Genomic DNA, 24,688 nt, shown 5'->3' with positions numbered 1-24,688 from the left:
TAAAGGGTTATGTTGATGAATGCGCTGATCCTGATCGATGTGCAGAAGGCGATCGACCATCCGAAATGGGGGCGGCGCGGTAACCCGCATGCTGAAGCGAACATTGCCCGGCTGCTGGCTGCTTGGCGCGCCAAAGGCTGGCCGGTGATTCATATCCGGCACGACAGTATTGATCCCGTGTCGCCTTACCGGCCCGGTCAGGCGCTCCATGCCTTCAAGGATGAGGTGATGCCGCTCGGCAGTGAAACCGTGTTTGGAAAAAACACCAACAATGCTTTTGTGGGCACCGGGCTTGAAGCGCTGTTGAAAGCAAACGGCGTTGCGGCGCTCGTCATTGCCGGCGTCCTGACGCAGCATTCGGTGGACACGAGTGCCCGGATGGCAGCAAGCCTTGGTTTCAACGTGACTGTCGTTTCCGATGCAACGGCCGCCACCGATGTGACAGACCTTGGCGGCAGGGTCTGGCCCGCCGAGGACGTACAGGCCCTCACCCTTGCCCACTTGGCAGCGGACTATGCGGCGGTTGCGACTACCCAAACGCTGCTCGCTTCTTTCTAAAGTTATAGACCCTTTGGGTTGGCAGCGCCGATTTCTGTGCTAGGCTCGCCCGGCAACATATTTCAGTGGGGGACTATCCATGAAACGCACCATCGCACTGGCGCTCGGCCTGATGATGGCCGCACCGGCAATCCATGCCGACGACGCGCTGACTGAGGCTGTGAAAGCCGACTATGACAAGCATCTCGATGCCCTGTTCAAGGATTTCCACGCCAATCCCGAGCTTTCCTTCGTGGAACATGAAACCGCAAAGAAACTGGCAGCCGAACTGAAGGCAGCGGGCTTCAAGGTCACGACCGGAATCGGCGGCACGGGCGTGGTTGCCATCATGAAAAACGGCGACGGCCCCATGGTGATGATGCGTGCGGATATGGACGGCCTGCCGGTTGAGGAAAAATCGGGCCTCGCCTATGCCTCCAAAGCCACGCAGGAAGACCGTAACGGCAACCTGATGCCGGTGATGCATGCCTGCGGGCACGATGTGCATGTCACGTCGCTCATTGGCACCGCGCGCCGCATGGCAGCCATGAAGGACAAATGGTCGGGCACCCTGATGCTGATCGGCCAGCCCGCTGAGGAGGTAGTTGGCGGCGCCCGCGCGATGATGGATGCGGGCATCTATAAAACCTTCGGTAAGCCGGATATGGCGCTCGCCTTCCATGTGGCTTCGGGTTACGAGGCCGGCTATATCGACGTGTCCGACGCCTCGCCCTATTCGGGCTCCGATACGGTTGAAATCACCGTCCATGGCATCGGTGCACACGGTGCGGCCCCGCACCACGGGAAGGATCCGGTGGTGATCGCTTCCGAGATCGTGATGGCACTGCAGACCCTCGTCTCCCGCACGCTCGGGCCCTACGAGCCGGGCGTGGTGACCGTTGGCCTGTTCCAGGCGGGCACCAAGGCCAATATCATTTCCGATCATGCCGAGCTTGGCCTCAGCGTGCGGTCGGATAATCCCGAAACCCGCAAGAAGCTGTTTGATGGTATCGTGAATATCGCGGAAGGCATCGGCCGTGCCAATGGCCTGCCCGAGGACCTGTTGCCGACCGTGCGGCTTGCGGTGGAATCGACCCCGCCCACCATGAACAACCCGGAACTCGCCCAGCGCCTGCGCAAGCTCTGGACCTCGGAGTTCGGCCCCGAGATGGTAGGCAACAAGCCGAAAGACAATATGGGGGCGGAAGACTTCCCCTTCTTCACCACTGATCCGGCCATCCCGAGCGTCTATTTCCAGATCGGCGGCACGCCCAAGGAAGATTTCGAGCGCGCAGCAGCAGGTGGGGAGCCTGTGCCGAGCCACCATTCGCCGCTCTTCAAGGTATCGCCCGAACCGGCGGTGCGTCGCGGTGTGGAAGCGACAGTCACGGCCCTTCTGGACCTGATGCCGAAGAAATAGCCGGCGCGTCAAATCGCAACAATATCGTAAAGGGGCAGGGTTTCTGCCCCTTTTTCAATTTGCCTAAAATTGAAGCCAATCCTTAGCAATGATTTTATCGGCATTTGAGAGACTTGTCTCGAATCAGGACACCAATGTCCTCAGGGAGAGACAAGATGTTGAAGGCGTTTTCGTATGCAGTTGTTGGGGCTCTCGCCCTTGCCAGTGTTCCGGCAAGCGCTGCGGTTACGTTCGATTTCTCAGGCGGGTCGGGCAGTGCCTACAGCTATGATTATTCGTCGGGTGATGTGAACCTCACCGTCACCGCCGGCCAGTATAAGAATGGTTCTGTCACCCCGTGGGAATGGGTGCAGAAAAACCATCACAGCGGTTACTGGGATTATGCCGAGGTGACCCGTTCCGGTGACGGCCTTGGCGTGTCGCTTGGCAAGAACGACAATGGCTGGATTGATGGCAATGGCACCGATGATGTGCTTGTCTTCAATTTCAGCGAAGCCGTGCGGATCGTCAGCGTTGTGTTCGGCAATGCCGATAATTCTGATGATTTTCGCCTGTTCGGCGATGACAACAGCCTGGTCGGCGAATTCGGCCTCAGCGGTTCGCACCATAACCGGTCGACCTTCACCTTCGATGGCGGCTGGGTGACCGATCAGCTGGCCTTTGGTGCGATCAGCCAGAACGACACGTTCCGCATCCTTTCGATGAATGTGGAATATATCGATCCGGTCGCGAACATCCCGGGTGGCAGTCTTGTCGCTGGTATCCCGGAGCCCTCGACCTGGCTCATGGTGATCCTCGGCTTCGGTGCCAGCATCGGCTTCGCCCGCCGCCGTGGTGCCAGCCGAAACACAATGGCCTGACAGCAGCCTAGGAATTCAGAAAGAAGCGGCCCCGATTGCGGGGCCGTTTTCGTTTCAGGGGATGAGGATTGTCTGGCCCGTGGTGGCGCGGCTTTCAAGCGCGCGGTGGGCCTCTGCCGCATCCTCAAGCGCGAAGCGCTGGCGCACGCTTGCAGTTATGTGCCCGGCCTTGATGGCGTCGAACACGGTACTTGTAGAAAGCTCCAGATCCTCGCGGGTTGCCACATAATCCATCATCGTCGGACGTGTGAGGAAAAGGCTGCCCTTTTGCGCAAGGACCGCTGGCGAGAAGGGGGCTACCGGCCCTGTGGCGTTCCCGAAGCTGACCATCATGCCGCGCCTTGAAAGGCAATCGAGCGATCCCATGAAAGTGTCCCTGCCGACGCCATCGTAAACAACCGGCACACCCTTGCCATCTGTGATCTCGCGCACGCGGGCGACGAAATCCTCCGTATTGTAATTGATGGTGTGCGTGCAGCCATGGGCGCGGGCGATTTCCGCCTTTTCTTCGGACCCGACGGTACCGATGACATTGGCCCCGAGCGCCTTCAGCCACTGGCAGGCAATGAGGCCGACGCCACCTGCCGCCGCATGGAAAAGAATGGTCTGCCCCGCTTCCACACGGAAAGCGCGGCGGACGAGGCATTCGACGGTGGCACCCTTCAGCATCAAGGCGGCAGCGGCTTCGAAATCGACCCCGTCCGGCAGTTTCACGAGACGCGCGGCCGGGAACAGGCGGTGGCTTGCGTAGGACCCCATCGGGCCGGCGGGATAGGCTACCCGGTCGCCTTCGCGGAAATCGGTGACGCCGGCGCCGACGGCTTCAATAACGCCAGCGGCTTCAAGCCCCGGTACAGCGGGCAGCGGCACGGGATAAAGCCCGGTGCGGTGGTAGGTATCGATGAAATCGAGCCCGATGGCTTCTTGCCGGATCAGGACCTCTCCAGCGCCGGGGTTGGCGATTTCAACCGTGGCACTTGCCAATACTTCCGGGCCACCGGTCTTTTCGAAGCGGATCACGCGGGCTGTTGTCATGCTGCTTGTCTCCTGTTGCGCTGTCTTTGCCAGACATAGGCCCTGAGGCCGACACCGGCAAGGATCAGTGCGGCCAGCACCACATGGGTCAGGCGATTGTGATCGGGGTTGAAAATCCCCTGCAGGGAAGAATTCAGGAAGACGAGCGCAATGAGCCACTGGCCGCTGCGATGCAAATATTGCCAGCTGCGGCCGGGCATGGCCTTCGCCGTGCGGTTAAAGCTCGTGGCGAACATCATCAGGATCACGAGATAGACGATACCGCCAGGGACAAAACGGGCGGGCGGGAAATCGGCGGGCACCAGCGCAGCGATCTGCACGATGAACCACGCATGCACGATATGGGCACTTGCAAATGCGATCCCGAACTGGCGGCGCCAGGCAACGAGCGCCTTGCTGAAATCGCTGCGGCTCACCGCATTGAGCGGTCGGGCAATGAAGGTGAGAAGCCAGAAGGCGAATGAAACCCGTGCCGTGGCATCCAGCGCCCAGCCTGTACCCACGGCACCGTCTCCGAACATACGGAGCATCAGGAGGCCCGCTGCAGCCGAAAGGGCAGCACCCAGTATGACGAAGGCAAGTGGATGACGGGTCATGAGGCCCCTCCGGGCGGGGGTGAAGATCAGGCCTTCAGATGCTTTGCAAAGAAGTCTTTCGTGCGGCCATTGGCGAGCGTGGCGGCATCCGCGTCATAATGGATGCCGTTCGGCCGAGCGAAGGCATGGTCCTTGCCGTCATAGACATGGACCTCGACAAGCGGATTGTTCTTGAGGCCGGCCTTGATGGTGGCTTGCGCCTCTTTCGACACGAACTTGTCCTCGCCCGCGATATGCAGCACGAGGGGCGTTTCCATCATGGTGGCTTCAATCAGGAACTTGTCGATATTCACCCCGTAATAGCTGACGGTGGCGTCGATCCCGGTGCGGCAGGCGGTGAGATAAGCGAGAAGCCCGCCAAGGCAGTAGCCGGTAGCGCCCACCTTGCCCGACGCCCCTTCCAGCCGACGGGCGGCAGCGATGGTGGTGGCGATATCCTCTATCGCCTTGTCGATATCCATGCCCTGCATCAGGGCGAAGGCGCGCTGCCATTCGGCATCCGTCTTGTCGGTCAGTTCCACGTCGGCTTCCTGCCGCCAGAAAAGATCGGGCGACAGGGCGATATAGCCTTCTGCTGCCAGTTCATCGCAGATCTGGCGCATGCCGGCATTGATGCCGAAGATTTCCTGGATGGCGATCACGACCGGACCCTTGCCGCCAGCGGGCAGGGCCCGGTAGCATTTGAAGCTGCCACTGCCGTCGCCGGCTTCGATATTGATCCAGTCGCCCATCGTGTATCCCCCAAATGCGGTTGCAATGGTCGCAAGGTTAATCAAGGAACCCCAAGGCTTCAAGCATCAGTCCTTGTTCGACGCTCATGGCGCCTTCAAGCACCAGAAGCGCCTTCTTGGTCATCAGGCCGCCATCGCCGGAGTAACCACCCATATTGCCACCCGCTGCCAGCACCCGGTGGCAGGGGATGAGGATCGGTAACGGGTTGCGCCCGCACGCCGTCCCGACCGCACGGGCAGATGAGGTAAGGGCTGTTGCCAGTTCGCCGTAAGACCGGGTCTCTCCGTAAGGGATATCCGATAGTGCCCGCCACAGGCGCTTTTGGAAAGGAGTGCCTTCGGGTGCGAAGGGCAGGTCAAACCTTGTCAGGTCGCCATCGAAATAGGCGTCGAGCTGACGCTTGGCTTCGCGGAGCAGCGGCGTCGGTTCGTCCTCGCCGCCCCAACCCCAGTCGAGCGCCACAAGCGCGCCGTCCCATTCGTGGATCGTCAGGTCGGAAATCGGCGTATGCATCGAGAGTTGCGGCAAGGATCGGCTCCGGCTAGAAGAGAAGTCTGACACGACGCTATCAAGCCCGCCTGCCTGGCGGCAAGCCGGAAGGTCGATGCCCCATGAAGATTACCATCGATATCGATTGTACACCCGAGGAAGCCCGCACCTTTTTTGGCCTGCCGGATGTGCGGCCACTGAATGATGCGATGATGGACGAGATGAAACGCCGGATCGAAAAAGGCTTCGATGCCGAGGATATCGACAAGGCCATCAAATTGTGGATGGGCGGCGCCAACACAGGCCTTGGCGAGTTCCAGAAAAGCATGTGGAGCATGATGTCGGGCCTTGCGGGCACGCAAGACACATCAAAAGACAAATAAAATCATATAGTTACTGGTGAATTCTTGACCACGGATACAATCTTTGCCCTGTCTTCGGGCGCTGGTGTCGCCGGCGTGGCCGTTGTGCGGCTTTCCGGCCCGCGGGCAGGGACGGCACTCGAGGCGCTGACCCCCGGCAAGACCCGCCCGGAGCCGCGCAAGGCGGCACTGCGACGGCTGACCGATCCTGCAACCGGTGCGCGGCTCGATGAAGCGCTTGTCCTTTATTTCAAAGGGCCGGCAAGCTTCACGGGGGAGGATGTGGTCGAGCTGCATCTTCACGGTGGGCGCGCCGTGGTGGCGGGCGTCATCGAGGCACTTGGTGCCATAGAAGGCTTGCGCCCCGCCGAGCCCGGTGAATTTTCCCGCCGCGCATTCGAGCACGGCAAGCTCGACCTCACCGAAGCCGAAGGCCTGAACGACCTGATCCATGCGCAGACCGCCGCCCAGCGGGAAGTGGCACTCCGCCAGATGGATGGTGCTCTGCGTACGCTTTATGAAGGCTGGCGCACCGCGCTTGTATCTCACCTCGCGCATCTCGAAGCCGACATTGATTTCCCCGACGAGGATTTGCCCGAAGGGGTAGCGGGCGCGGTGCGGCCCGAAATCGCCCGCCTGCGCCAGTCGATCGAAGCGCACCTTGCGGATGGCCGCCGGGGCAGGGCGCTAAGGGACGGCTACCGGATCGTGATCCTCGGTGAGCCGAACGCGGGCAAATCGACCCTCATGAATGCGCTCGCGAAATCCGATGTCGCAATCGTTTCGGATGAGGCCGGCACAACGCGTGACGTGCTCGAAGTGCAGCTTGATCTTGGCGGCTATCCGGTACGCTTGATCGATACAGCAGGCCTCCGCGACGAAGGGGCTGGTGCGGTTGAAGCCGAAGGCATCCGCCGGGCGCGGGCGCGGGCACAGGAAGCCGACTTGCGCCTCGTGCTGGTGCGCGCCGACGACTGGCCACAAATCCCGAAAGGGGTCACCGAGTGGCTCGGGGAGGGCGCCTTCCTTGTGGTCACGCAGGCCGATCGCACAGCGATGTTTCACGTGGAACAAAAGGATGTGCCAGCGGACCTTGTCGGTTTTGCCGCCGTTTCAGCAAAAACCGAGCATGGGCTTGATGACCTGTTCGCGCGGCTAGGCGACCATGTGATGGACGCGATGGCACCGCGCGAGGCACCAAGCCTGACCCGTCTGCGCCATGCCCAGGCGCTTTCCGAAACGGTGGAGCATCTGATGCGTTTCGAGGCAAACGCAGGCGCGGATGCCGTGCTCGCTGCTGAAGATGTTCGCATGGCGGCCCGTGCGCTTGGCCGCATCACCGGACGCGTCGGTGTTGAGGATCTTCTGGATGTGATCTTTTCTGATTTCTGTATCGGGAAGTAGCAGTCAGAAGCGGTCCCGTGTTTCACGTGAAACACACATGGGTGAGCGGCCCGCTTAACTTTGACTTAAACGCCTTTCTCTAGTATAGACCCCGCCATGTTTCAGGGCAGGTTGGGCAAGTCGCGCCGCGTGGGATGCGGGGTGGCCTGTCTTTTGTCATGCGTGAGGTTTGTGGATGAGCGCGAGCGTGTTTGATGTGATCGTGATTGGCGGCGGCCACGCCGGGGCCGAGGCGGCAGCGGCGTCTGCCCGCGTCGGCGCCAAAACGCTGCTTGTCACCCACAAGCCGGAAACGGTTGGCGAGATGTCTTGCAACCCGGCCATCGGGGGACTGGGCAAGGGCCATCTGGTGCGCGAAATTGATGCGCTGGACGGCGTCATGGGCAAGGTGGCGGATGCAGCCGGCATTCAGTTCCGCCTGCTCAATCGTCGCAAGGGTCCGGCCGTACAGGGTCCACGCGCGCAATCCGATCGCAAGCTCTACCGTGAGGCCATGCACGCGATCCTTGGCGACTATGCCAACCTTTCGATCCTTGGCGGGGCCGTCGAAGACCTGATCATCGACCGGTCTGGTGACAAGCCGCGGGTGGGCGGCGTGGTGCTGGCTGACGGCACCGAGATCCGGGCGGGGGCGGTGATCCTGACAACTGGGACTTTCCTGCGCGGCCTGATCCATATCGGTGAGAAAAAGATCCCGGCGGGTCGCGTTGGCGAAGCACCGGCGCTCGGCCTTTCCGACACGCTTATGGGCCTCGGGTTCGAGCTCGGCCGCCTGAAGACCGGCACGCCGGCGCGCCTTGATGGCCGCACCATCGACTGGTCGGCATGCGAGGAACAGCCGGGTGACAATCCGCCGGTGCCTTTCTCCTTCCTTACACGTGAAATCACCACGCCGCAGATCAGCTGCTTCATCACACGGACGACCGAGCGGACGCATCAGGTGATCAAGGATAACCTGCACCGTGCGCCGATGTATTCCGGCCAGATCGAGGGCAGGGGCCCGCGCTACTGCCCGTCCATCGAGGACAAGGTGGTGCGTTTTGCCGACAAGGAAAGCCACCAGATTTTCCTTGAGCCCGAAGGCCTGGATGACCCGACCGTTTATCCGAATGGGATATCGACAAGCCTGCCTGAAGAAGTGCAGGACGCGCTCATCCGGTCGATCCCCGGCCTTGAGAAGGTGACGATCATTCGCCCCGGCTATGCGATCGAATATGATTTCATCGACCCGCGCGAACTGAAAGCGACTCTCGAGACCCGTCGGGTGAACGGGCTTTATCTGGCTGGCCAGATCAACGGTACAACAGGGTACGAGGAAGCCGCCGCCCAAGGGCTGATGGCGGGGGCGAACGCCGCGCTTGCGACGGGTGGCAGTGAAACGCCCTTCATCCTCGACCGGGCTGACGCCTATATCGGTGTGATGCTCGATGACCTGATTACGCAGGGTACGCGCGAGCCCTATCGCATGTTCACGAGCCGGGCTGAATACCGTCTGACGCTTCGGGCCGATAATGCGGATCAGCGCCTGACCGATATCGGTGACCGCGTGGGTCTGATCGGCTGCGAGCGCCGCGAGGCGTTTGCGGAGAAGAAGGCGGCGCTGGCAGCTGGCCGCGCCACCCTGCAGGGTCTATCGCTGACGCCGAACGAAGCCGGCAAGCATGGCCTTGCGCTCAATCAGGATGGCCAGCGCCGGTCTGCTGAAACGCTTCTTGGTTTTTCGACCATCGAGTTTGCCCAGCTGAAATCCATCTGGCCCGAGGAGCTTGGCGCCATCGATCCGGCGATCGCGGAGCAGCTCGGCATTGACGCCATGTATGCCGGCTATCTGGATCGGCAGCAGGCAGATGTGGATGCCTTCCGCCGCGACGAGGCCCTGACGATCCCCGAAGAGCTGGATTTTGATGCGATCCCCGGCTTGTCGAACGAGATGCGTGAGAAATTCCGGACGGCTCGACCCGCCACGCTTGGCGCCGCGGCCCGGATCGCAGGGGTGACGCCGGCGGCGCTCACGCTCATCCTCGGGCACATCAAGCGCAAGCGGGCGGCCTGACCATGGCGAGCTATGGCCCCGCCGATCTGGCGGCCGATCTTTCAGTTCCACGTGAAACACTTGCGAAGCTGGAGGCCTATGCCGCGCTCCTCGTGAAGTGGCAGAAGGCCAAGAATCTGGTATCCGATACCACGATCCCCGATCTGTGGCGCCGCCATTTCCTCGATTCTGCACAGCTTTACCCGCTTATCCGCAAGGCGAAAGGGGAGGGTGATTTCACCTTCCTTGATATCGGCTCGGGCGCCGGTTTCCCGGGGCTCGTGCTTTCCATCATGGGGCTCGGTCACGCGCATATGGTGGAAAGCAACGGCAAGAAGTGCAGCTTCATGGGGCAGGTTTCACGTGAAACATCGGCCCGTGCCACGATCCATAACGCGCGAATCGAAGCGCTTGAACCTTTCTCCATCGATTTCATCACATCACGCGCCTGTGCCAAGGTGGGGCAACTGCTTGACTGGGGGCGACCGTTTATCGGCCCCGATACCGAATTCTGGCTCCTCAAGGGCGAAGGTGCGGAAGACGAATTGACCGAGGCCATGAAGGCGTGGAAGATGGGTGTCGACCGGTTCCAAAGCCTGAGCGACGACAAGGGCGTGATCTTGCGGCTCACTGCAGTTCAGCCCCTCCTCTCCTGAGGCGGAATCCAATAAAACCAGACAATTAGTCCATCTGGCATCAGCCTGAAGGGGGGCGGACATGGCACAATCCGGCAAAGGCCGCATCATCGCAGTGGCGAATCAGAAGGGTGGCGTCGGCAAGACGACAACAGCGATCAATCTGGCAACCGCGATGGCAGCAGTGGACAAGCATGTGCTTATCGTGGATCTCGACCCCCAGGGCAACGCTTCAACGGGCCTTGGCATCGACCGGGCCTCCCGTGAAATCACATCCTACGACGTGGTGATGGGTGCAGCAGCCCTGCAGGACGCGGTGATCGAAACCGAAGTCCCGCTTGTCGAACTGATCCCCTCGACGGTGGATCTTTCGGGCGCGGACCTTGAGCTTGCAGAGCTACCCCAGCGCAATTTTCGCCTGCGTCAGGCCTTCGACCTGGCCGAAGTTTCGTCGGCCTATGATTATGTCCTGATTGATTGCCCGCCTTCGCTGTCGCTCCTCACGATCAATGCCTTTGTGGCGGCCGATCAGGTACTGGTACCGTTGCAGTGTGAGTTTTTCGCACTTGAAGGCCTCAGCCTTCTCCTCAAAACGATCAATCAGGTGCAGGCGAGCCTCAACCCCACCCTCACGATCAACGGGATCGTGCTGACGATGTTCGACCGCCGCAACCGGCTGTCGGAACAGGTGGCGAGCGACGTGCGCCAGTATCTCGGTTCGCAGGTTTACGAGACGATGATTCCGCGTAACGTGCGGATATCGGAAGCGCCGAGCCACGGTATGCCGGCGCTCATTTACGATCACCGCTGCCCGGGCAGTCAGGCCTATATCAGCCTGGCGCGAGAGCTTCTCACCCGTGACGGCGCGCTTGCGGCCTGAAATACTAAAATAAAAACAATACGTTAGGACTATCAATGCAACTTGGTGCCAAGCCCAAAAAAGGCCTAGGGAAAGGCCTTTCCGCTCTTCTCGCTGACGACCGCCCGCAGGTGGTGGCCGCTCAGGCCGCCATCGGCGATGCCTCGCGTCGCGTGCTGCCGATCGCCTTTCTGGAGCGCAACAATGCCCAGCCGCGCAATCGGTTTGATGACGCGGCGATTGCCGAACTGACGGCCTCGATCAAGGAGAAGGGCGTTTTGCAGCCGATCCTCGTGCGGCCGATGGGTGGCGACCGGTTCCAGATCGTGGCCGGCGAGCGGCGCTGGCGGGCGGCCCAGAAAGCCGGCATCCACGAAGTGCCGGTGGTGGTGCGCGAGCTTTCGGACTCCGAAGTGCTCGAGATCGCCATCGTTGAGAACGTCCAGCGGCAGGACCTGAGCGCCATCGAGGAAGCTACAGCCTACAAGCGGCTCATTGACGAGTTCGGCCATACGCAGGAAACGGCGGCGGAAATTGTCGGTAAAAGCCGCAGCCATGTGGCCAACCTGATGCGCCTGCTGCTGCTGCCCACAAATGTGCAGGATATGGTCAATGCCGGCGCCATCTCGATGGGGCATGCCCGCGCGCTGATTGGCGCGGCGGACGCAGAAGAGATCGCCAAACGCATCGTCAAGGAAGGCCTTTCGGTCCGCCAGACCGAAGTATTGGCGAACGAAGCCAAGGGTCGCCCGGCGGCGCCCAAGGCGCGTGGCCTTTCCGGCACCGGCAAAGCGAAGGATGCCGATACGGTGGCGCTGGAGAAAGATCTTTCGGCGGCAACCGGCATGAAGGTGACGATCGAGCATGGCGGTGGCGCGGACGGCGAGGGCGGTGTCGTCACCATCCGCTATGAGACGCTCGATCAGCTGGACGACCTGTGCGGCCGGCTGGGTGTTTGCGGGATTTAAGGCTTAAAGCCGCCCGAGGCCCCGCAGCCGGGCCTCGATGGCATCCCAGATATCTACCCAAAGGGCAGGACCGCCAAGCTTTTGGATCGCCTGCAGGCCGGTCGGTGAGGTCACATTGATCTCCGTCAGCCAGTCGCCGATCACATCGATCCCCACAAATACCAGCCCGCGCTCATAAAGCGCGGGGCCGATGCGTTCGCATATTTCCTGTTCACGGGCGGTCAGTTCGGTTTTCTCGGCGCGGCCGCCAGCCACAAGGTTGGAGCGGATCTCGCCCGTTGCCGGCACCCGGTTCAGCGCCCCGGCGGCCTTGCCGTCCACCAGAATGATGCGTTTGTCGCCGTGCCGGACTTCCGGCATGAAGCGCTGAACCATCACGGGTTCGCGGTTGCGTTCGACGAACATTTCATAAAGGGCGGTGAGGTTGCTATCGTCCTGCCGCAGGTGGAAAACGCCCGAACCACCCATGCCATAAAGCGGCTTGATGACGATTTCGCCGTGTTTCTTGCGGAACTCGCGGATGTCATCGAGCTGCCGTGTGATCATGGTTTCGGGCATCAGGTCGGCAAACAGGGTGACGAACAGTTTCTCGGGCGCGTTCCGCACTTCATCGGGATTGTTGACGACAAGCGTGCGATCGGCAATCAGCCCCAGAAGGTGGGTGGCGGTGATATAGGCCATGTCGAAGGGCGGGTCCTGACGCATCAGGATCACGTCAATATCTTCGGCAAGATCAAGCTTCACCGGATCGCCAAGCGTATAATGATTGCCGGCCTCGCGGCGCAGGTCCAGGCGGCGCGCGGTGGCGGTCACCTTGCCGGTTTCGTAGGTCAGCGCCTCGGGCAGATAGTGATAAAGCTCGTAGCCGCGTTTCAGGGCTTCAAGGCCGAGAACAAAGCTGCTGTCGCCATTGATATTGATGGTTTCAATCGGGTCCATCTGGATGGCGACCCGGAGGGGGGCAGCGTTCATCGCTTAACTCCTGTTGCTGTCGTCTGATTCCTATAGCCCCAAGGGGCCGCAGGTGCCAGTCACGCTGTTGTCAGAATTTCTCATGTCAGCCGCCAGGCATCCTTGATATGGACCGGCAGGCGGCGCGGCAGGATGAGAATGGCGTCGAAGCGCACGGGGCCTGTATGGCCGGTGCGGGCGCACCAGTCCTCGATACCGCCGGCAATACGCTGGCGCTGGCGGACGGTTATGGCCTCGCGTCCCTCTGCCTCGCCCCGCCGCTGCTTCACCTCCGCCGCAACCAATGTTCTACCCTTGAAGGCGATCAGATCGACCTCGCCCCGGCGGGAGCGGAAGCGGCGTGCAAGGATGCGGTATCCCTTGAGGCGTAACAGGAGAGCCGCGAGCATTTCGGCCCGCCGCCCGGCTTTCTCGATATCGTGGCGATCAGTCCTCGCTGCCATGCTTGCCGCCGATTTCAAGGGCGCGGTCATAAAGATCCTTGCGCTTGAGACCCAGAAGGTCCGCCACAAAGCGCGCTGCGGATTTGGTGCTCATATGCTCCAGCGCCAGTTTCAGCGCCTTGTCGGCATCAATGGCAGTTCCCGTGGATGCCTTTTCTTCGGAAGCTCCAATGACCACAACGATCTCGCCCTTCGGGGCGCCGGCTGCCTCATAGTGATCGGCGAGGCTTATCAAGTCGTCCCGCCTTACTTCTTCGAACTTCTTGGTCAGTTCGCGCGCAACCGCAGCGGGGCGCGGTCCCAGCACATCGGCGGCGTCACGCAGCGATTCCGGGAGGCGGCGGGCGCTTTCATAGAAAACAAGGCTCGCCCGGGTTGTCTTCTCGGCCTCGAACCAGTCACGCCGCGCGGCGGACTTGGCAGGCGGAAAGCCCATGAACAGGAAACGGTCTGTCGGCAGGCCGGCCACCGAAAGGGCAGTGATGGCGGCCGATGGGCCGGGGATCGGTGTCACCCTGTGGCCGGCCTCACACACGGCATCCACCAGTTTGAAACCGGGATCGGATATGAGCGGCGTGCCTGCGTCCGACACAAGCGCGATCCGCGCGCCGCCCGCCAGCTTTTCCAGAAGCTTTGGCCGCATGGCCGGGCCGTTATGCTCGTGATAGGGCAGCATGGGCTTCCGGATCATCAGGTAAGACAGCAGCTTCTGCGTCACTCGCGTGTCCTCGCAGGCGATCAGGTCCACTTGCGCCAGCACGGCTTTCGCGCGGTCCGTCATATCGCCCAGGTTGCCGATGGGGGTGGCGACGACATAAAGCCCGGGTGCGAGCGGCCCGCCCTTGCCCGGCGCGTCGGCAAACGGGTCTTCTGCGGCCATAGGCTCGTCCATGTCATCTTCCGGGCACATTCGCTTGCTTTCCTGAGTGGCGGTCGGGCGATGTGCCCGCTATCTTTACCAGCGCCCACGCCGGATGCTATGTGTCAGGCCGGGCCATGGGGCAGGATGTTTATCTGTGCGCCTAACAAACACCAGGGGACAGGCGGGTGGCAAGAAGCTTTCAATCGGGTATGAGGTTCGCGGCGCTGGCGGCGGTCTTCCTGCTGGCGGCATGCGGCGGCGGTGAACGCAAAGAACCGGCACCAGCGGTGAGCGAACCGCGCGCGCCGGTAACACGCACCGAACCGAAGAAGATCGAGCCCACGCCTGCGCCCGCCGGGCAGGCGCAGGTTTCGGTGACGGTCGCGCTTCTCTTGCCGCTGACGGGGGCTGAAGCCGATGTCGGCAATGCGCTCCTCGATGCTGCCACCATGGCTTTCTATGATGCTTACGACCCCCGCATCACCCTTGTGCCGCTGGATACCAAAGGCACGGAGGAAGGCGCGCGGGCGGCGGCGACCCTCGCGCTTGATACCCACAGGGCCTCGATCATTCTCGGGCCGCTGCTGTCCCGCAATGTGGCGGCAGCGGGCGAGCTGGCGGCGCAGCGCCGCGTGCCGGTGATCGGCTTTTCGAACGACCGTACAGTGGCGGCCCCCGGTCGCTATATCCTCGGCTTCCTGCCCGAAACCGAGGTGGACCGGGTGATCGGCTACGCCGCGGCACAGGGCCGCGAGCGTTTCGCCGCGATGATCCCCTATGGCCGCTACGGCGAGCGGGTGCGCACGGCCTTCGGTGACGCAGTTTTCGATGCCGGTGCCAGGGTCACCCGGCTTGAATCCTACGAATCCGATGCGGCGGCCCTTGCCGATCCTGTGAAGCGGCTGACCGATTATGATGCCCGCCGGAAAGCACGGCAGGATGAAGTTTCGTTCCTGCGCAGCCTCCGCGATGAAATGACCGATGAAATCGCCCGCCAGATCGACGACCGTGAAGTGCTGGGTGACCCCGACTTTGATGCCGTCCTACTGCCCGAGGGCGGGGCGCTCCTCAAGACGCTGGCGCCGCTCTTTGCCTATTATGAAACAGATCTCAACCGGGTGAAGCTTCTGGGTACCGGGCTCTGGTTTGATCCGGATCTCCTGAAAGAGCCGCCCCTGAAGCATGGCTGGTTCGCGGCACCCGATCCGACGAAGGCTGACGCCTTTTTCCGCCGCTACCGTGCCCTTCATGGCCACGAGGCGCCCCGGCTCGCGAGCCTTGCCTATGACGCCATGGCGCTGGTGGCGAGCCTGATGCGGGACGATGCGGATGGCCGCAACTTCTTCACCGCGATGGCGCTGACCGAACCTACGGGTTTTGCGGGCGTTGACGGCATCTTCCGCCTGCTGCCCACGGGGCTGAACGAGCGCGGCCTTGCCGTGCTTGAAATTGGCGACCGCGGGTTCGAGGTGATTGATCCGTCGCCGGCGGCCTTTACAGCGCCAGTTTCCCGATAAGGTGATTGAGGACAGGCTGACCGGCACGGGTGACCTTCACCCGGTCGCCTTCAGCTGCCAGAAATCCGTCTGATACGAGCGAGGCGAGGGCGGCCTCATCGAGCCATTCGTTGCGCGGCACGCCGAAACGGGCTTCGATTGCGGCGATATCAAGCCCTTCCATCAGGCGCAGGCCCATCATCAGCGCTTCGGTCGCGCGCTCAAGGGGATCCACCGCGAAAGTCTCGGCAAGGCCGAAGCCGGTTTCGGACACTTCCTTCAGCCAGTCTTCGGGGCGCTTGATATTTGCCGTGGCAAGCGCGCCGCTCCCGTTCGGCAGCCGCCCGTGGGCGCCGGGGCCGATCCCCACATAGGGAAGGCCGCGCCAATAAATCAGATTATGCTGCGATTCCTGGCCCACAGCTGCGTGGTTCGACGTCTCGTAGGCGGGCAGGCCTGCCGCAGCCGTCATGTCCTGCGTCAGGTCATAGAGGGCTGCAGCCGTTTCCTCGTCAGGCAGGGCAAAGGTGCCCCGGCGATACTGGTGCCAGAAGGCCGTGCCTTCCTCGATGGTCAGTTGATAGAGCGACAGGTGCGACGGCGCCATCGCGAGCGCTTCGGAAAGCTCGGTGCGCCAATCGGCAAGCTCCATGCCGGGGCGGGCATAGATGAGATCGAAACTGACTCGATCAAAAGTGTGCCGCGCAACTTCGAGCGCTTTCAGGGCTTCATCTGCGTTGTGAAGCCGCCCAAGGAACTGCAGGGCATCATCGCGTAAGGACTGGATGCCCATCGATAGCCGGTTGACACCAGCCTCCCGGTAGGCGCGGAAACGACCGGCCTCCACGCTGGACGGGTTGGCCTCAAGCGTGATTTCGATATCGCCCTTACCCCAATGCTGACGCACGCGGTCGATCACGGCGTCGACCGTTTCCGGTGCCATCAGCGAAGGCGTGCCGCCCCCGAAAAAGATCGAGGCGGCCTTGAGGTTCGGGTAAAGCGCGGCGGTGGCGTCAATCTCGGCAAGCAGCGCGCGCGACCAGTCATCATGATCCACGCTTTCGCGGACATGGCTGTTGAAATCGCAGTAAGGGCATTTCTTCAGGCAGAAAGGCCAGTGCACATAGATGCCGGCTGAGTGCAGCGCGCTGTCGCCCGGCACCGAAGGCTGGTCAGCCGACATTCTGGAAGCATGCAGCGATCAGCTGGCGGAAAGCGTCCGCCCGGTGGCTCATCGCATGTTTCTCGGCCGGGTCCATCTCGGCAAACGTCCGGCTTTCGCCCTTCGCCACGAAGATCGGATCATAGCCGAAGCCCTTGTCGCCGCGCATCGGCCAGACAAGCTCGCCAAACACCTTGCCCTCAAAGCTCTCCACATGGCCGTCCGGCCAGGCAAGCGATAGCGCGCAGGTGAAATTGGCGCCCCGGTCCGGGTCGTCGTCCATTTCCTCGATGACGCGGGTCATCGCGGCGTTGAAGTCTTTCTTCGGGCCGGCCCAGCGGGCGCTGAAAATGCCCGGGTCACCGGCGAGCGCATTGACCTCAAGCCCGCTATCGTCGGCAAGTGCGGGGATCTGCGAAACAAGGGCGGCCGCCACCGCCTTGATTTCGGCATTCGCGATGAAGCTGTCGCCATTTTCCTCGGGCTCGGGCAGCCCGAGCGTTTTGGCGGAGATGGCTTCCACGCCGAAGGGCGCGAGCAGGTCGTTGATCTCGCGCACCTTGCCTTCGTTATGGCTGGCGATGACGATCTTGTTGCCAGTGAATTTGCGAGCCATTCATTTTGCCTTTTCAATAGCGGCCTTCTGGGCGCGGCCGATGGCGTCGCAGCCCATGCGGGCGAGGCGCAACAGACGCAGGAATTCTTCTTCCGAGAAGGGGCTTTCCTCTGCCGTGCCCTGGATTTCCACGATACCACCCTTGCCGGTCAGCACGAAATTGGCGTCGGTGTGTGCGCTACTGTCTTCCACATAATCCAGATCAAGCACGGCACGGCCATCCACAATACCGCAGGAAACGGCGGCGATGCTGTCGGTAAAGGGCAGGGCCGAAAGATGGCCTTCGCGGACCATCCAGTCAAAACACTGGTGAAGCGCCACGTAGGCGCCGGAAATCGAGGCCGTGCGGGTGCCGCCGTCAGCCTGGATCACGTCGCAGTCGATGCGGATCTGCTTCTCGTTCAGCTGGGTGAGATCGACAATGGCACGCAGGGCACGGCCGATGAGGCGCTGGATTTCCTGCGTGCGGCCGGTCTGCTTGCCCTTGGCGGCTTCACGGGCGACGCGGCCATGGGTGGCGCGGGGCAGCATGCCATATTCGGCGGTGATCCAGCCCTTGCCACTGTCCCGGAGCCACGAGGGGCCACGTTCCTCGAAGGTGGCGGTCACGAGCACATGGGTGTCGCCGAATTTGACAAGGCAGCTCCCTTCCGCGTGCTTGGCAAAGCCCGGGATCATTTCAATGGGGCGCATCTCGTCGGTGGCGCGGCCGCTTGCTCGCATGTTTCTTCCTTTTCTTTGTCCGGCCTCGGGCCGGTTTTTCTGGACCGTTCAAAAATGGCCCCTCTTCTACCTCAGCGCACCGCCAAGGTCAAAGGCGCAGCGATTGACGCGCGGGTGCCGCCTACCTACATTCCGAAGGGAAGATGAAAGGCAGATGGAACGCGATGTCGCTTGTCGAACTGAACGAACGCTCGAAGGCCATTTTCCGCCAGATCGTCGAGACCTATCTCGAGACTGGCGACCCCGTCGGCTCGCGCACCATCAGCCGGGCGGATGGGATTGCCGTGTCGCCCGCCACCATCCGCAATGTGATGGCAGACCTTGAAGACCTGGGCCTGATCGCCGCGCCCCACACGTCTGCCGGGCGGGTGCCCACCGATTTCGGCCTGCGCCTTTTTGTGGACGGCCTGATGGAGGTCGGCAACCTGACGCGGGAAGAGCGTGCCTCTATCGAAGGGCGCTGCGTGGCCTCGGGCCGCACCATCGAGGAGGCGCTCGGGGAAGCCACCAAGGCGCTTTCCGGCCTGTCGCGCTGCGCCGCCCTTGTGATGGTGCCGAAGCGGGAGCTTTCGGTTCGCCATATCGAATTTGTGCCTGTCGGCCCCGGCCGCGCGCTTGTCGTGATGGTGTCGGAAGACGGTAGTGTCGAGAACCGTATCATCAGCCTGCCCGCCGGCCTGCCGGCCTCGACGCTCGTTTCTGCCGGCAATTACCTGAACGCGCGCCTTGGTGGTCGCACACTTGAAGGTGCCATGACTTCGATCCGGGCCGAGCTCGAAGCGCGCCGGGCTGAGCTTGACGACCTGACCGCGCGTGTGGTGGAAGCCGGCCTTGCCGTCTGGTCCGGCGGCAATGACCTGCCGGCCTCGCTGATCATCTCGGGCACGTCGAACCTTCTCGATAATGTGCAGGAAGCGACGGACCTCGAGCGGATACGACTTCTGTTTGACGAACTGGAGCGCAAACAGGACCTGATCCGCCTTCTGGAACTCGCCCGCGACGGGCGCGGTGTGAAGATGTTCATCGGGGCCGAGAACAATTTATTTTCGCTTTCGGGTTCATCTGTCGTCGTTTCCCCCTATATGAACGGTGCGAACCAGATTGTCGGGGTGCTTGGGGTCATCGGCCCCACGCGACTGAATTACGCGCGGATCATCCCGATGGTCGATTACACTGCCCAGGTGGTGAGCCGGCTTCTTTGAACGTCCGGCGGCCCCGAAGACAACCAATTGAGTGAAGACATGAGCGCAGAAGACAAAGCAAGCGACCTTCCCGAGAACGACATCGGCCCCGACGCCGAAGCCCACGCCGCCGAGTCCGAGAGCGATACGATCGATCTCTCCGGCGCCGAAGACGGCCCGAGCGAAGACGAGCTGATCAACCAGCTGCAAGCCGACCTCAATGAAGTGAAGGACCGGCTCCTTCGCACCATGGCCGAAAGCGAGAATATCCGCCGCCGTGCCGAGAAGGACAAGGCCGACGCCTCGGCCTATGCCGTCACGAGCTTCGCCCGCGATCTCCTGAACGTTTCTGATAACCTGCGCCGTGCCCTTTCGGGCCTGCCGGAAAGCCTTGATGAAGCCGTGAAGCCGGTGATCGAAGGCGTGCAGATGACAGAACGCGAGCTGATCAATATTTTTGAACGCCACGGTATCCGCGAAGTGACGCCGGCGGTGGGCGACCGGTTCGACCCGCAGCAACATCAGGCGATGTTCGAGGTGCCGACCGCCGAACACGCGCCGGGTTCGGTCGTGCAGTTGATCGCTGGCGGCTATATGATCAAGGACCGGCTGCTGCGCCCCGCTATGGTTGGCGTATCGCGCGCCATGGATGTGCATGTGGACACGAAGGCCTGACAAGGCCAGACAGAATAAACAAAAAGGGCGGCATCAAACGGGCCGCCCTTTTTCATTGGATCAGTGAACGCCTCAGGCGACAAGCTCGCCCTTCAGGGCGCGGTCTATAAGGGCAAGTGTATCCTCGATGCCGTAAAGCGCGATGAAGCCGCCCATGCGCGGGCCTTGTTCCTGGCCCAAGAGCACTTCGTAACAGGCCTTGAACCAGTCACGCAGATTCTCGTAGCCCGCATCTTTGCCGGCGGAATAGACCTCGGTCATGATCACTTCGGCGTCCGTCTCGGTTGCCGGCAGGACCTTCAGGCGCGCGATGAGGCCTTCGAAAGCGGCTTTCTCGGCGTCGGTCGGCAGGCGGAACGTCTTCGTCGGCTTCACGAAGTCATCGTAATAGCGGATCGCATAGCCCATCAGGCGGTCAAGCTCGGGATAGGCTTCTGCCGTTGCACCCGGCACATAGCGCGACACGAAGCCCCAAAGCGTGGTCTTGTCTTCGGCATTTGCCGCCGAGACAAGATTGAGGAGGAGGGCGAAGCTCACCGGCAGGCTTTTCTGCTCCACAGTACCGCCATGGATATGCCAGGCCGGGTTCTTGAAGCGCTCAGCCAGATCCTGACGGCCATAGGCCTCGACGAAGCTGTAATATTCGTCGACCGCTTTGGGGATCACATCGAAATACAGCCGCTTGGCCTTGCGCGGGTTCTGGTACATGTAAAGGGCGAGGCTTTCGGGGCTGGCGTAGGTCAGCCATTCCTCGATCGAGATGCCGTTGCCCTTGGATTTCGAGATTTTCTCGCCCTTGTCGTCAAGAAACAGCTCGTAAACATAATGTTCGGGCGCGCGGCCCCCCAGAATCTGGCAGATGCGGTCATAGACAACAGCGTTCGTCTGGTGGTCCTTGCCGAACATCTCGAAATCGACATCAAGCGCGGCCCATCGCATGCCGAAGTCCGGCTTCCACTGCAGTTTGCAGTTGCCGCCGGTGACAGAGACGGTCAGTTCTTCGCCGTCTTCATCATCGAACGTGATAGTGCCGGCCTTGGCGTCCACATTCTTCATGGGCACATAAAGCACGCGGCCGGATTTCGGCGAAATTGGCAGGAAGGGTGAATAGGTCGCCTGCCGCTCGGCACCGAGGGTCGGCAGCATCACTTTCATGATATCGTCATAGCGTTCGGCGGCGAGCTTCAGCACCCCATCGAACTTGCCGGACTTGTAATAGTCGGTCGCGGAAGCGAACTCGTAATCGAACCCGAAGGAGTCGAGGAAGGCGCAAAGGCGTGCGTTATTGTGTTCGCCGAAGCTGCCGTGCGTGCCGAAGGGGTCGGGCACGGCGGTCAGCGGCTTCTGCAGATGTTCCCTCAGCATGTCCTGGTTCGGCACGTTTTCGGGAATCTTCCGCATGCCGTCCATGTCATCCGAGAAACAGATGAGGCGGGTCGGGATGTCCGAAAGCTCCCGGAAGGCACGCATCACCATGGTGGTGCGTGCAACCTCGCCGAAGGTGCCGATGTGCGGCAGGCCCGAGGGGCCATAGCCGGTCTCAAAGAGCACATATCCCTTTTCGGGCGCCTGTTTCGAGTACCGCTTCACCAGCTTCTCGGCTTCCTGGAAAGGCCAGGCGTTGGAGGCAAGCGCAAGCGCGGCATTATCGGTCATGTTGGCACCTTTTGGGGATGGGGTTCAAAAGTGGGCGGAAGCTAAGCATTTCTGCGCCTTTCGTCAAGGATGCGGATGGGGACGCCGCTTTTCTGTGGTGCGGCCTCCGGGCTGGCGCTAATGTCCGGCGCATGACGGTCATGGCAGGATATGATGCGGAAAGCGGCGGCGCCGGCCGGGGGCTTGATGGCCTGCCGGTGATGGCGCTTTCGGTGCGCGAAAGCTGCCGGCTCGACGCGGACGGCGTGATCGAAACCCTGAGGCCACATGAAGCCGCCGGATATCTGGCCCGCGAACCGCACCTGATTGTTTCACGGCCCGCCGCCGCGCGTCGGCTGAATCTTTCCGAGTTTCAGGCGTTTGACCTCCTTGAACTATACGCCTTCGTGCGCCCGGCGCGTTACTGCCTGCCGACGCTTGGCGGGCTGATGAAGGCGCTGTCGCTTGATCTTCCTGTCGCCACCCTTGAAGACCAGTGCATGGCCATGCGGGCGGTTGCCGAACGCTTGCTCGCCGAGGCGGGATCCGAAATCTGGCGGTACCGCGCCGGGGCCGAAAGGGTTGCCAGCATGATGGCGCGCGCCGGCTGGGCATGGGGGCCGATGGTGATGGGGGCGGTGCGCCGCTTCCCTGATCATAGCCGTGACGATGGCCTCCGTGTCTGGACGGCACTTCCCGAATGGGAAGACATGGGGCCGCCGCCCCCGCCCGGCGATGATCCGGTGGACCCGGCATCATCAGAAAGTCGGCTGGCCGAACTTTTAGGCGATGCTTCTGAGACCCGTGAAGGCCAGCGCCGCTTTGCCGCTGCCGCCACCCATAGCTTCCGCCCGCGTGAGATGGAAGGCGGGCCGAACATGCAGATACTGGAGGCGGGCACCGGCACGGGCAAAACGCTTGGCTATATTGCCCCGGCCAGCCTCTGGGCCGAGACGAACGGTGCCCCCGTCTGGCTTTCCACCTTCACCAAGAACCTGCAACGCCAGCTCGATCAGGAGCTTTCAAGGCTTTATCCCGATCCGGTGAGGAAAGCCCGCAAGGCGGTGATCCGCAAGGGCCGGGAAAATTACGCCTGTCTCCTGAATATCGAGGAAACGCTGACCGCCGTGATGCAGCGGGGCGCCTTGCCGCTTGGTGGCGGCGCGGACCGCGACAGCGTGCTGATGGGGCTTGTGGTGCGCTGGGCACGCTTCACCCGCGACGGCGACATGATCGGCGGCGATTTCCCAAGCTGGCTTGGCGCCCACTTCGGCGCGGCCCGCATTGCCGGCCTTACCGACCGGCGCGGCGAATGCCTTTATGCGGCCTGCCAGCATTACCGGCGCTGCTATATCGAACGCGCTGCCCGCAAGGCGCGGCACGCCGATCTGGTGGTCGCGAACCACGCACTCACCATCGCGCAGGCCGCCAACCGCTACGGCGACCCTGATCTCCCCAAACGGCTGGTGTTCGATGAAGGTCATCACCTGTTCGATGCTGCCGACAGCGCCTTTGCAGTTGCGCTCACCGGGCTTGAAGGCGCCGAACTCCGCCGCTGGATCAGGGGCAAGGAATCGGGGGGCGCCACGCGGGCCCGCGGGCTTCGAAACCGGATCGAGGAACTGATCGCGGATGACGCCGATGCCAAGGCCCTTCTGGATGGTGTCCTGGAAGCGGCCCGTGTGCTGCCATCCGATGGCTGGGCAAGCCGAGTGGCAGGGGCGGCCGCCATGACACGGTTTGAAACCTTCCTGATGGAAGTGCGGGCCGTGGTGCTGGCGCGGGCCAACAATGTGGAGTTCGGCCTTGCGGTTGAAGCCGGTGTCGCCACCCCGCCGCCGGCACTCCTGTCCGCTGCCGGGCAACTGGCTGAGGCGCTCTCCGGCCTCGCGCGGCCGATGGTGGCCCTTGCCGCCTCGCTCCTCGCGCGGCTCGATGAAGACGCTGACATTCTGGAAACCGGGGATCGCGGCCGGCTTGAGGTCGCGGCCCGCAGCCTCAAGCTCCGCGCTGAAATGGTCAAAAGCTGGACGGAAATGCTCCTCTCGCTCGGCGGTACGGTGCCTGACATTTTCGTCGACTGGTTCGAGCTTGACCGGGTGGATGGCCGCGAGCGCGACGTTGGCATGCGCCGGCACTTCATCGACCCGACCAAGCCGCTTGCCGACATGGTTTTCACCCCCGCGCACGGCGTGCTTGTCACTTCGGCCACGCTCCGTGACCGGGCGGCGGACAAGGACGGCGACGGCTGGGCAGGCGTGGACCTGCGCTCGGGCGCCAAGCATCTGCCGGTCGTCTCGCGCCGGCTGGCGGTGCCGTCGCCCTTCGATTATGCCGCCCAGACCCGCGTGATCGTGGTGAATGACGTCAACCGTATGGATGCCGCGCAGGTGGCGTCGGCTTACCGCGAGCTTTTCCTCGCCTCAGGCGGTGGCGGCCTTGGCCTTTTCACCGCAATCAAGCGCCTGAAAGCCACGTGGGACAAGATCGCCGGGCCGATGGAAGAGGCCGGACTGCCGCTTTACGCCCAGCATGTGGATCCGATCGACACCGCCACCCTTGTCGATATCTTCCGCGATGATCCGCACGCCTGCCTTCTCGGCACCGATGCCGTGCGCGACGGGGTTGACGTGCCGGGGGAAAGCCTGCGCCTTCTGGTGCTGGACCGCGTGCCGTGGCCGCGCCCGACGCTCCTTCATAAAGCGCGTCGCGATGCCTTCGGCGGCACGGCCTACGACGATATGCAGACCCGGATGAAGCTGGCGCAGGGCTTTGGCCGACTTATCCGCCGCGCTGGCGACCGGGGTGTGTTTGTCATCCTTGATGCCCGCACACCCACCCGTCTTCTGGAAGGCTTGCCTGAAGGCGTGGTGGCGGAAAGACTGGGGCTTGCAGCGGCAATTGCCTCGGTGCGCGAATTTTTCGGCCGCTGAGACTTGCAGCGCCCGCCGATTTGCCCCACGTTCGGAACAGTCTATTTTTCAAGGAACAAGA

24 protein-coding genes are annotated in these 24,688 nt (G+C 62.3%); 13 read left to right on the top strand and 11 right to left on the bottom strand.

Annotated elements, in window-relative coordinates:
* Positions 1 to 15: 15 nt before the first annotated feature.
* From OU694_RS10860 to OU694_RS10850, 3 genes are all read left to right on the top strand, one after another.
* On the top strand, positions 16 to 558 hold the full coding sequence (locus OU694_RS10860; protein ID WP_308911028.1) for a cysteine hydrolase family protein: 543 nt from the start codon (positions 16 to 18) through the stop codon (positions 556 to 558).
* Positions 559 to 637: 79 nt separating this feature from the next.
* Positions 638 to 1,957, top strand: a complete 1,320-nt coding sequence (locus OU694_RS10855) for an amidohydrolase (RefSeq protein ID WP_308911027.1) — start codon at positions 638 to 640, stop codon at positions 1,955 to 1,957.
* 155 nt (positions 1,958 to 2,112) lie between these two features.
* Positions 2,113 to 2,817, top strand: coding sequence for a PEP-CTERM sorting domain-containing protein (locus OU694_RS10850; RefSeq protein WP_308911026.1), 705 nt, complete (start codon positions 2,113 to 2,115; stop codon positions 2,815 to 2,817).
* 54 nt (positions 2,818 to 2,871) lie between these two features.
* Here OU694_RS10850 and OU694_RS10845 read toward each other — a convergent pair whose 3' ends face one another.
* From OU694_RS10845 to OU694_RS10830, 4 genes are read right to left on the bottom strand one after another with little or no spacing between them, the layout of a single operon-like run.
* The gene (locus OU694_RS10845; protein ID WP_308911025.1) at positions 2,872 to 3,852 is read right to left on the bottom strand and encodes a quinone oxidoreductase family protein; all 981 of its coding nucleotides are present in this window, start codon (positions 3,850 to 3,852) and stop codon (positions 2,872 to 2,874) included.
* Positions 3,849 to 4,448 carry a hypothetical protein gene (locus OU694_RS10840; RefSeq protein ID WP_308911024.1) on the bottom strand — a complete coding sequence of 200 codons (600 nt, stop codon included), beginning with the start codon at positions 4,446 to 4,448 and terminating at the stop codon, positions 3,849 to 3,851. Before OU694_RS10840 ends, OU694_RS10845 begins: the two co-directional genes overlap by 4 nt.
* A gap of 26 nt (positions 4,449 to 4,474) precedes the next feature.
* Positions 4,475 to 5,179 carry a dienelactone hydrolase family protein gene (locus OU694_RS10835; protein WP_308911023.1) on the bottom strand — a complete coding sequence of 235 codons (705 nt, stop codon included), beginning with the start codon at positions 5,177 to 5,179 and terminating at the stop codon, positions 4,475 to 4,477.
* Positions 5,180 to 5,216: 37 nt separating this feature from the next.
* Entirely contained in the window at positions 5,217 to 5,708 is a 492-nt protein-coding gene (locus OU694_RS10830; protein WP_308911022.1) for a methylated-DNA--[protein]-cysteine S-methyltransferase, read from the bottom strand.
* Between the two features lie 83 nt (positions 5,709 to 5,791).
* Here OU694_RS10830 and OU694_RS10825 point away from each other — a divergent pair, with 83 nt between their 5' ends.
* The 6 genes from OU694_RS10825 to OU694_RS10800 all read left to right on the top strand — a co-directional run bounded on the left by OU694_RS10825 (position 5,792) and on the right by OU694_RS10800 (position 11,929).
* Positions 5,792 to 6,052 carry a DUF6489 family protein gene (locus tag OU694_RS10825; protein WP_308911021.1) on the top strand — a complete coding sequence of 87 codons (261 nt, stop codon included), beginning with the start codon at positions 5,792 to 5,794 and terminating at the stop codon, positions 6,050 to 6,052.
* A gap of 24 nt (positions 6,053 to 6,076) precedes the next feature.
* Positions 6,077 to 7,435, top strand: coding sequence for a tRNA uridine-5-carboxymethylaminomethyl(34) synthesis GTPase MnmE (gene mnmE / locus OU694_RS10820; RefSeq protein WP_308911020.1), 1,359 nt, complete (start codon positions 6,077 to 6,079; stop codon positions 7,433 to 7,435).
* A 175-nt stretch (positions 7,436 to 7,610) separates the two neighbouring features.
* Positions 7,611 to 9,488 (top strand): tRNA uridine-5-carboxymethylaminomethyl(34) synthesis enzyme MnmG, encoded by a 1,878-nt coding sequence (gene mnmG, locus OU694_RS10815; RefSeq protein ID WP_308911019.1) that lies wholly within the window; start codon positions 7,611 to 7,613, stop codon positions 9,486 to 9,488.
* A gap of 2 nt (positions 9,489 to 9,490) precedes the next feature.
* Positions 9,491 to 10,123: a 16S rRNA (guanine(527)-N(7))-methyltransferase RsmG gene (gene rsmG / locus OU694_RS10810; RefSeq protein WP_308911018.1), complete on the top strand. Its 633-nt coding sequence runs from the start codon at positions 9,491 to 9,493 to the stop codon at positions 10,121 to 10,123.
* Between the two features lie 61 nt (positions 10,124 to 10,184).
* On the top strand, positions 10,185 to 10,982 hold the full coding sequence (locus OU694_RS10805) for a ParA family protein (RefSeq protein ID WP_308911017.1): 798 nt from the start codon (positions 10,185 to 10,187) through the stop codon (positions 10,980 to 10,982).
* A gap of 35 nt (positions 10,983 to 11,017) precedes the next feature.
* Positions 11,018 to 11,929 (top strand): ParB/RepB/Spo0J family partition protein, encoded by a 912-nt coding sequence (locus tag OU694_RS10800; protein WP_308911016.1) that lies wholly within the window; start codon positions 11,018 to 11,020, stop codon positions 11,927 to 11,929.
* 3 nt (positions 11,930 to 11,932) lie between these two features.
* Here the strand turns inward: OU694_RS10800 and gshB are convergent, their stop codons facing one another.
* From gshB to rsmI, 3 genes are all read right to left on the bottom strand, one after another.
* On the bottom strand, positions 11,933 to 12,901 hold the full coding sequence (gshB, locus tag OU694_RS10795) for a glutathione synthase (RefSeq protein ID WP_308911015.1): 969 nt from the start codon (positions 12,899 to 12,901) through the stop codon (positions 11,933 to 11,935).
* A gap of 80 nt (positions 12,902 to 12,981) precedes the next feature.
* Complete coding sequence (locus OU694_RS10790; protein WP_308911014.1) at positions 12,982 to 13,344, bottom strand: YraN family protein; 363 nt, start codon at positions 13,342 to 13,344, stop codon at positions 12,982 to 12,984.
* Positions 13,328 to 14,236, bottom strand: coding sequence for a 16S rRNA (cytidine(1402)-2'-O)-methyltransferase (rsmI, locus tag OU694_RS10785; protein ID WP_308911013.1), 909 nt, complete (start codon positions 14,234 to 14,236; stop codon positions 13,328 to 13,330). Before rsmI ends, OU694_RS10790 begins: the two co-directional genes overlap by 17 nt.
* A gap of 155 nt (positions 14,237 to 14,391) precedes the next feature.
* Between rsmI and OU694_RS10780 the strand changes: the two genes are divergently transcribed.
* On the top strand, positions 14,392 to 15,723 hold the full coding sequence (locus OU694_RS10780) for a penicillin-binding protein activator (RefSeq protein WP_308911012.1): 1,332 nt from the start codon (positions 14,392 to 14,394) through the stop codon (positions 15,721 to 15,723).
* On the opposite strand, the gene hemW is transcribed toward OU694_RS10780, so the two are convergent.
* The 3 genes from hemW to rph are packed head-to-tail and all read right to left on the bottom strand — an operon-like array spanning position 15,701 to position 18,203.
* On the bottom strand, positions 15,701 to 16,885 hold the full coding sequence (gene hemW, locus OU694_RS10775) for a radical SAM family heme chaperone HemW (RefSeq protein ID WP_308911011.1): 1,185 nt from the start codon (positions 16,883 to 16,885) through the stop codon (positions 15,701 to 15,703). The two genes, OU694_RS10780 and hemW, sit on opposite strands and share 23 nt — an antisense overlap.
* Positions 16,875 to 17,480, bottom strand: coding sequence for an RdgB/HAM1 family non-canonical purine NTP pyrophosphatase (gene rdgB, locus OU694_RS10770; RefSeq protein ID WP_308911010.1), 606 nt, complete (start codon positions 17,478 to 17,480; stop codon positions 16,875 to 16,877). Before rdgB ends, hemW begins: the two co-directional genes overlap by 11 nt.
* The gene (rph, locus tag OU694_RS10765; RefSeq protein ID WP_308911009.1) at positions 17,481 to 18,203 is read right to left on the bottom strand and encodes a ribonuclease PH; all 723 of its coding nucleotides are present in this window, start codon (positions 18,201 to 18,203) and stop codon (positions 17,481 to 17,483) included.
* Between the two features lie 143 nt (positions 18,204 to 18,346).
* On the opposite strand from rph, the gene hrcA reads away from it, so the two are divergent.
* Positions 18,347 to 19,405, top strand: a complete 1,059-nt coding sequence (hrcA, locus tag OU694_RS10760; protein ID WP_308911008.1) for a heat-inducible transcriptional repressor HrcA — start codon at positions 18,347 to 18,349, stop codon at positions 19,403 to 19,405.
* Between the two features lie 39 nt (positions 19,406 to 19,444).
* Complete coding sequence (gene grpE / locus OU694_RS10755) at positions 19,445 to 20,059, top strand: nucleotide exchange factor GrpE (protein WP_308911007.1); 615 nt, start codon at positions 19,445 to 19,447, stop codon at positions 20,057 to 20,059.
* A 72-nt stretch (positions 20,060 to 20,131) separates the two neighbouring features.
* Here the strand turns inward: grpE and OU694_RS10750 are convergent, their stop codons facing one another.
* Positions 20,132 to 21,715, bottom strand: a complete 1,584-nt coding sequence (locus tag OU694_RS10750; protein WP_308911006.1) for a lysine--tRNA ligase — start codon at positions 21,713 to 21,715, stop codon at positions 20,132 to 20,134.
* A 140-nt stretch (positions 21,716 to 21,855) separates the two neighbouring features.
* Here OU694_RS10750 and OU694_RS10745 point away from each other — a divergent pair, with 140 nt between their 5' ends.
* Positions 21,856 to 24,627, top strand: a complete 2,772-nt coding sequence (locus OU694_RS10745; RefSeq protein WP_308911005.1) for an ATP-dependent DNA helicase — start codon at positions 21,856 to 21,858, stop codon at positions 24,625 to 24,627.
* The last annotated feature ends 61 nt before the right edge of the window (positions 24,628 to 24,688 follow it).

This window comes from Pseudokordiimonas caeni, from assembly GCF_026719705.1.
Classification (GTDB): Bacteria; Pseudomonadota; Alphaproteobacteria; order Sphingomonadales; family Kordiimonadaceae; genus Gimibacter; species Gimibacter caeni.
This window is presented reverse-complemented; position numbering and strand designations above follow the sequence as displayed.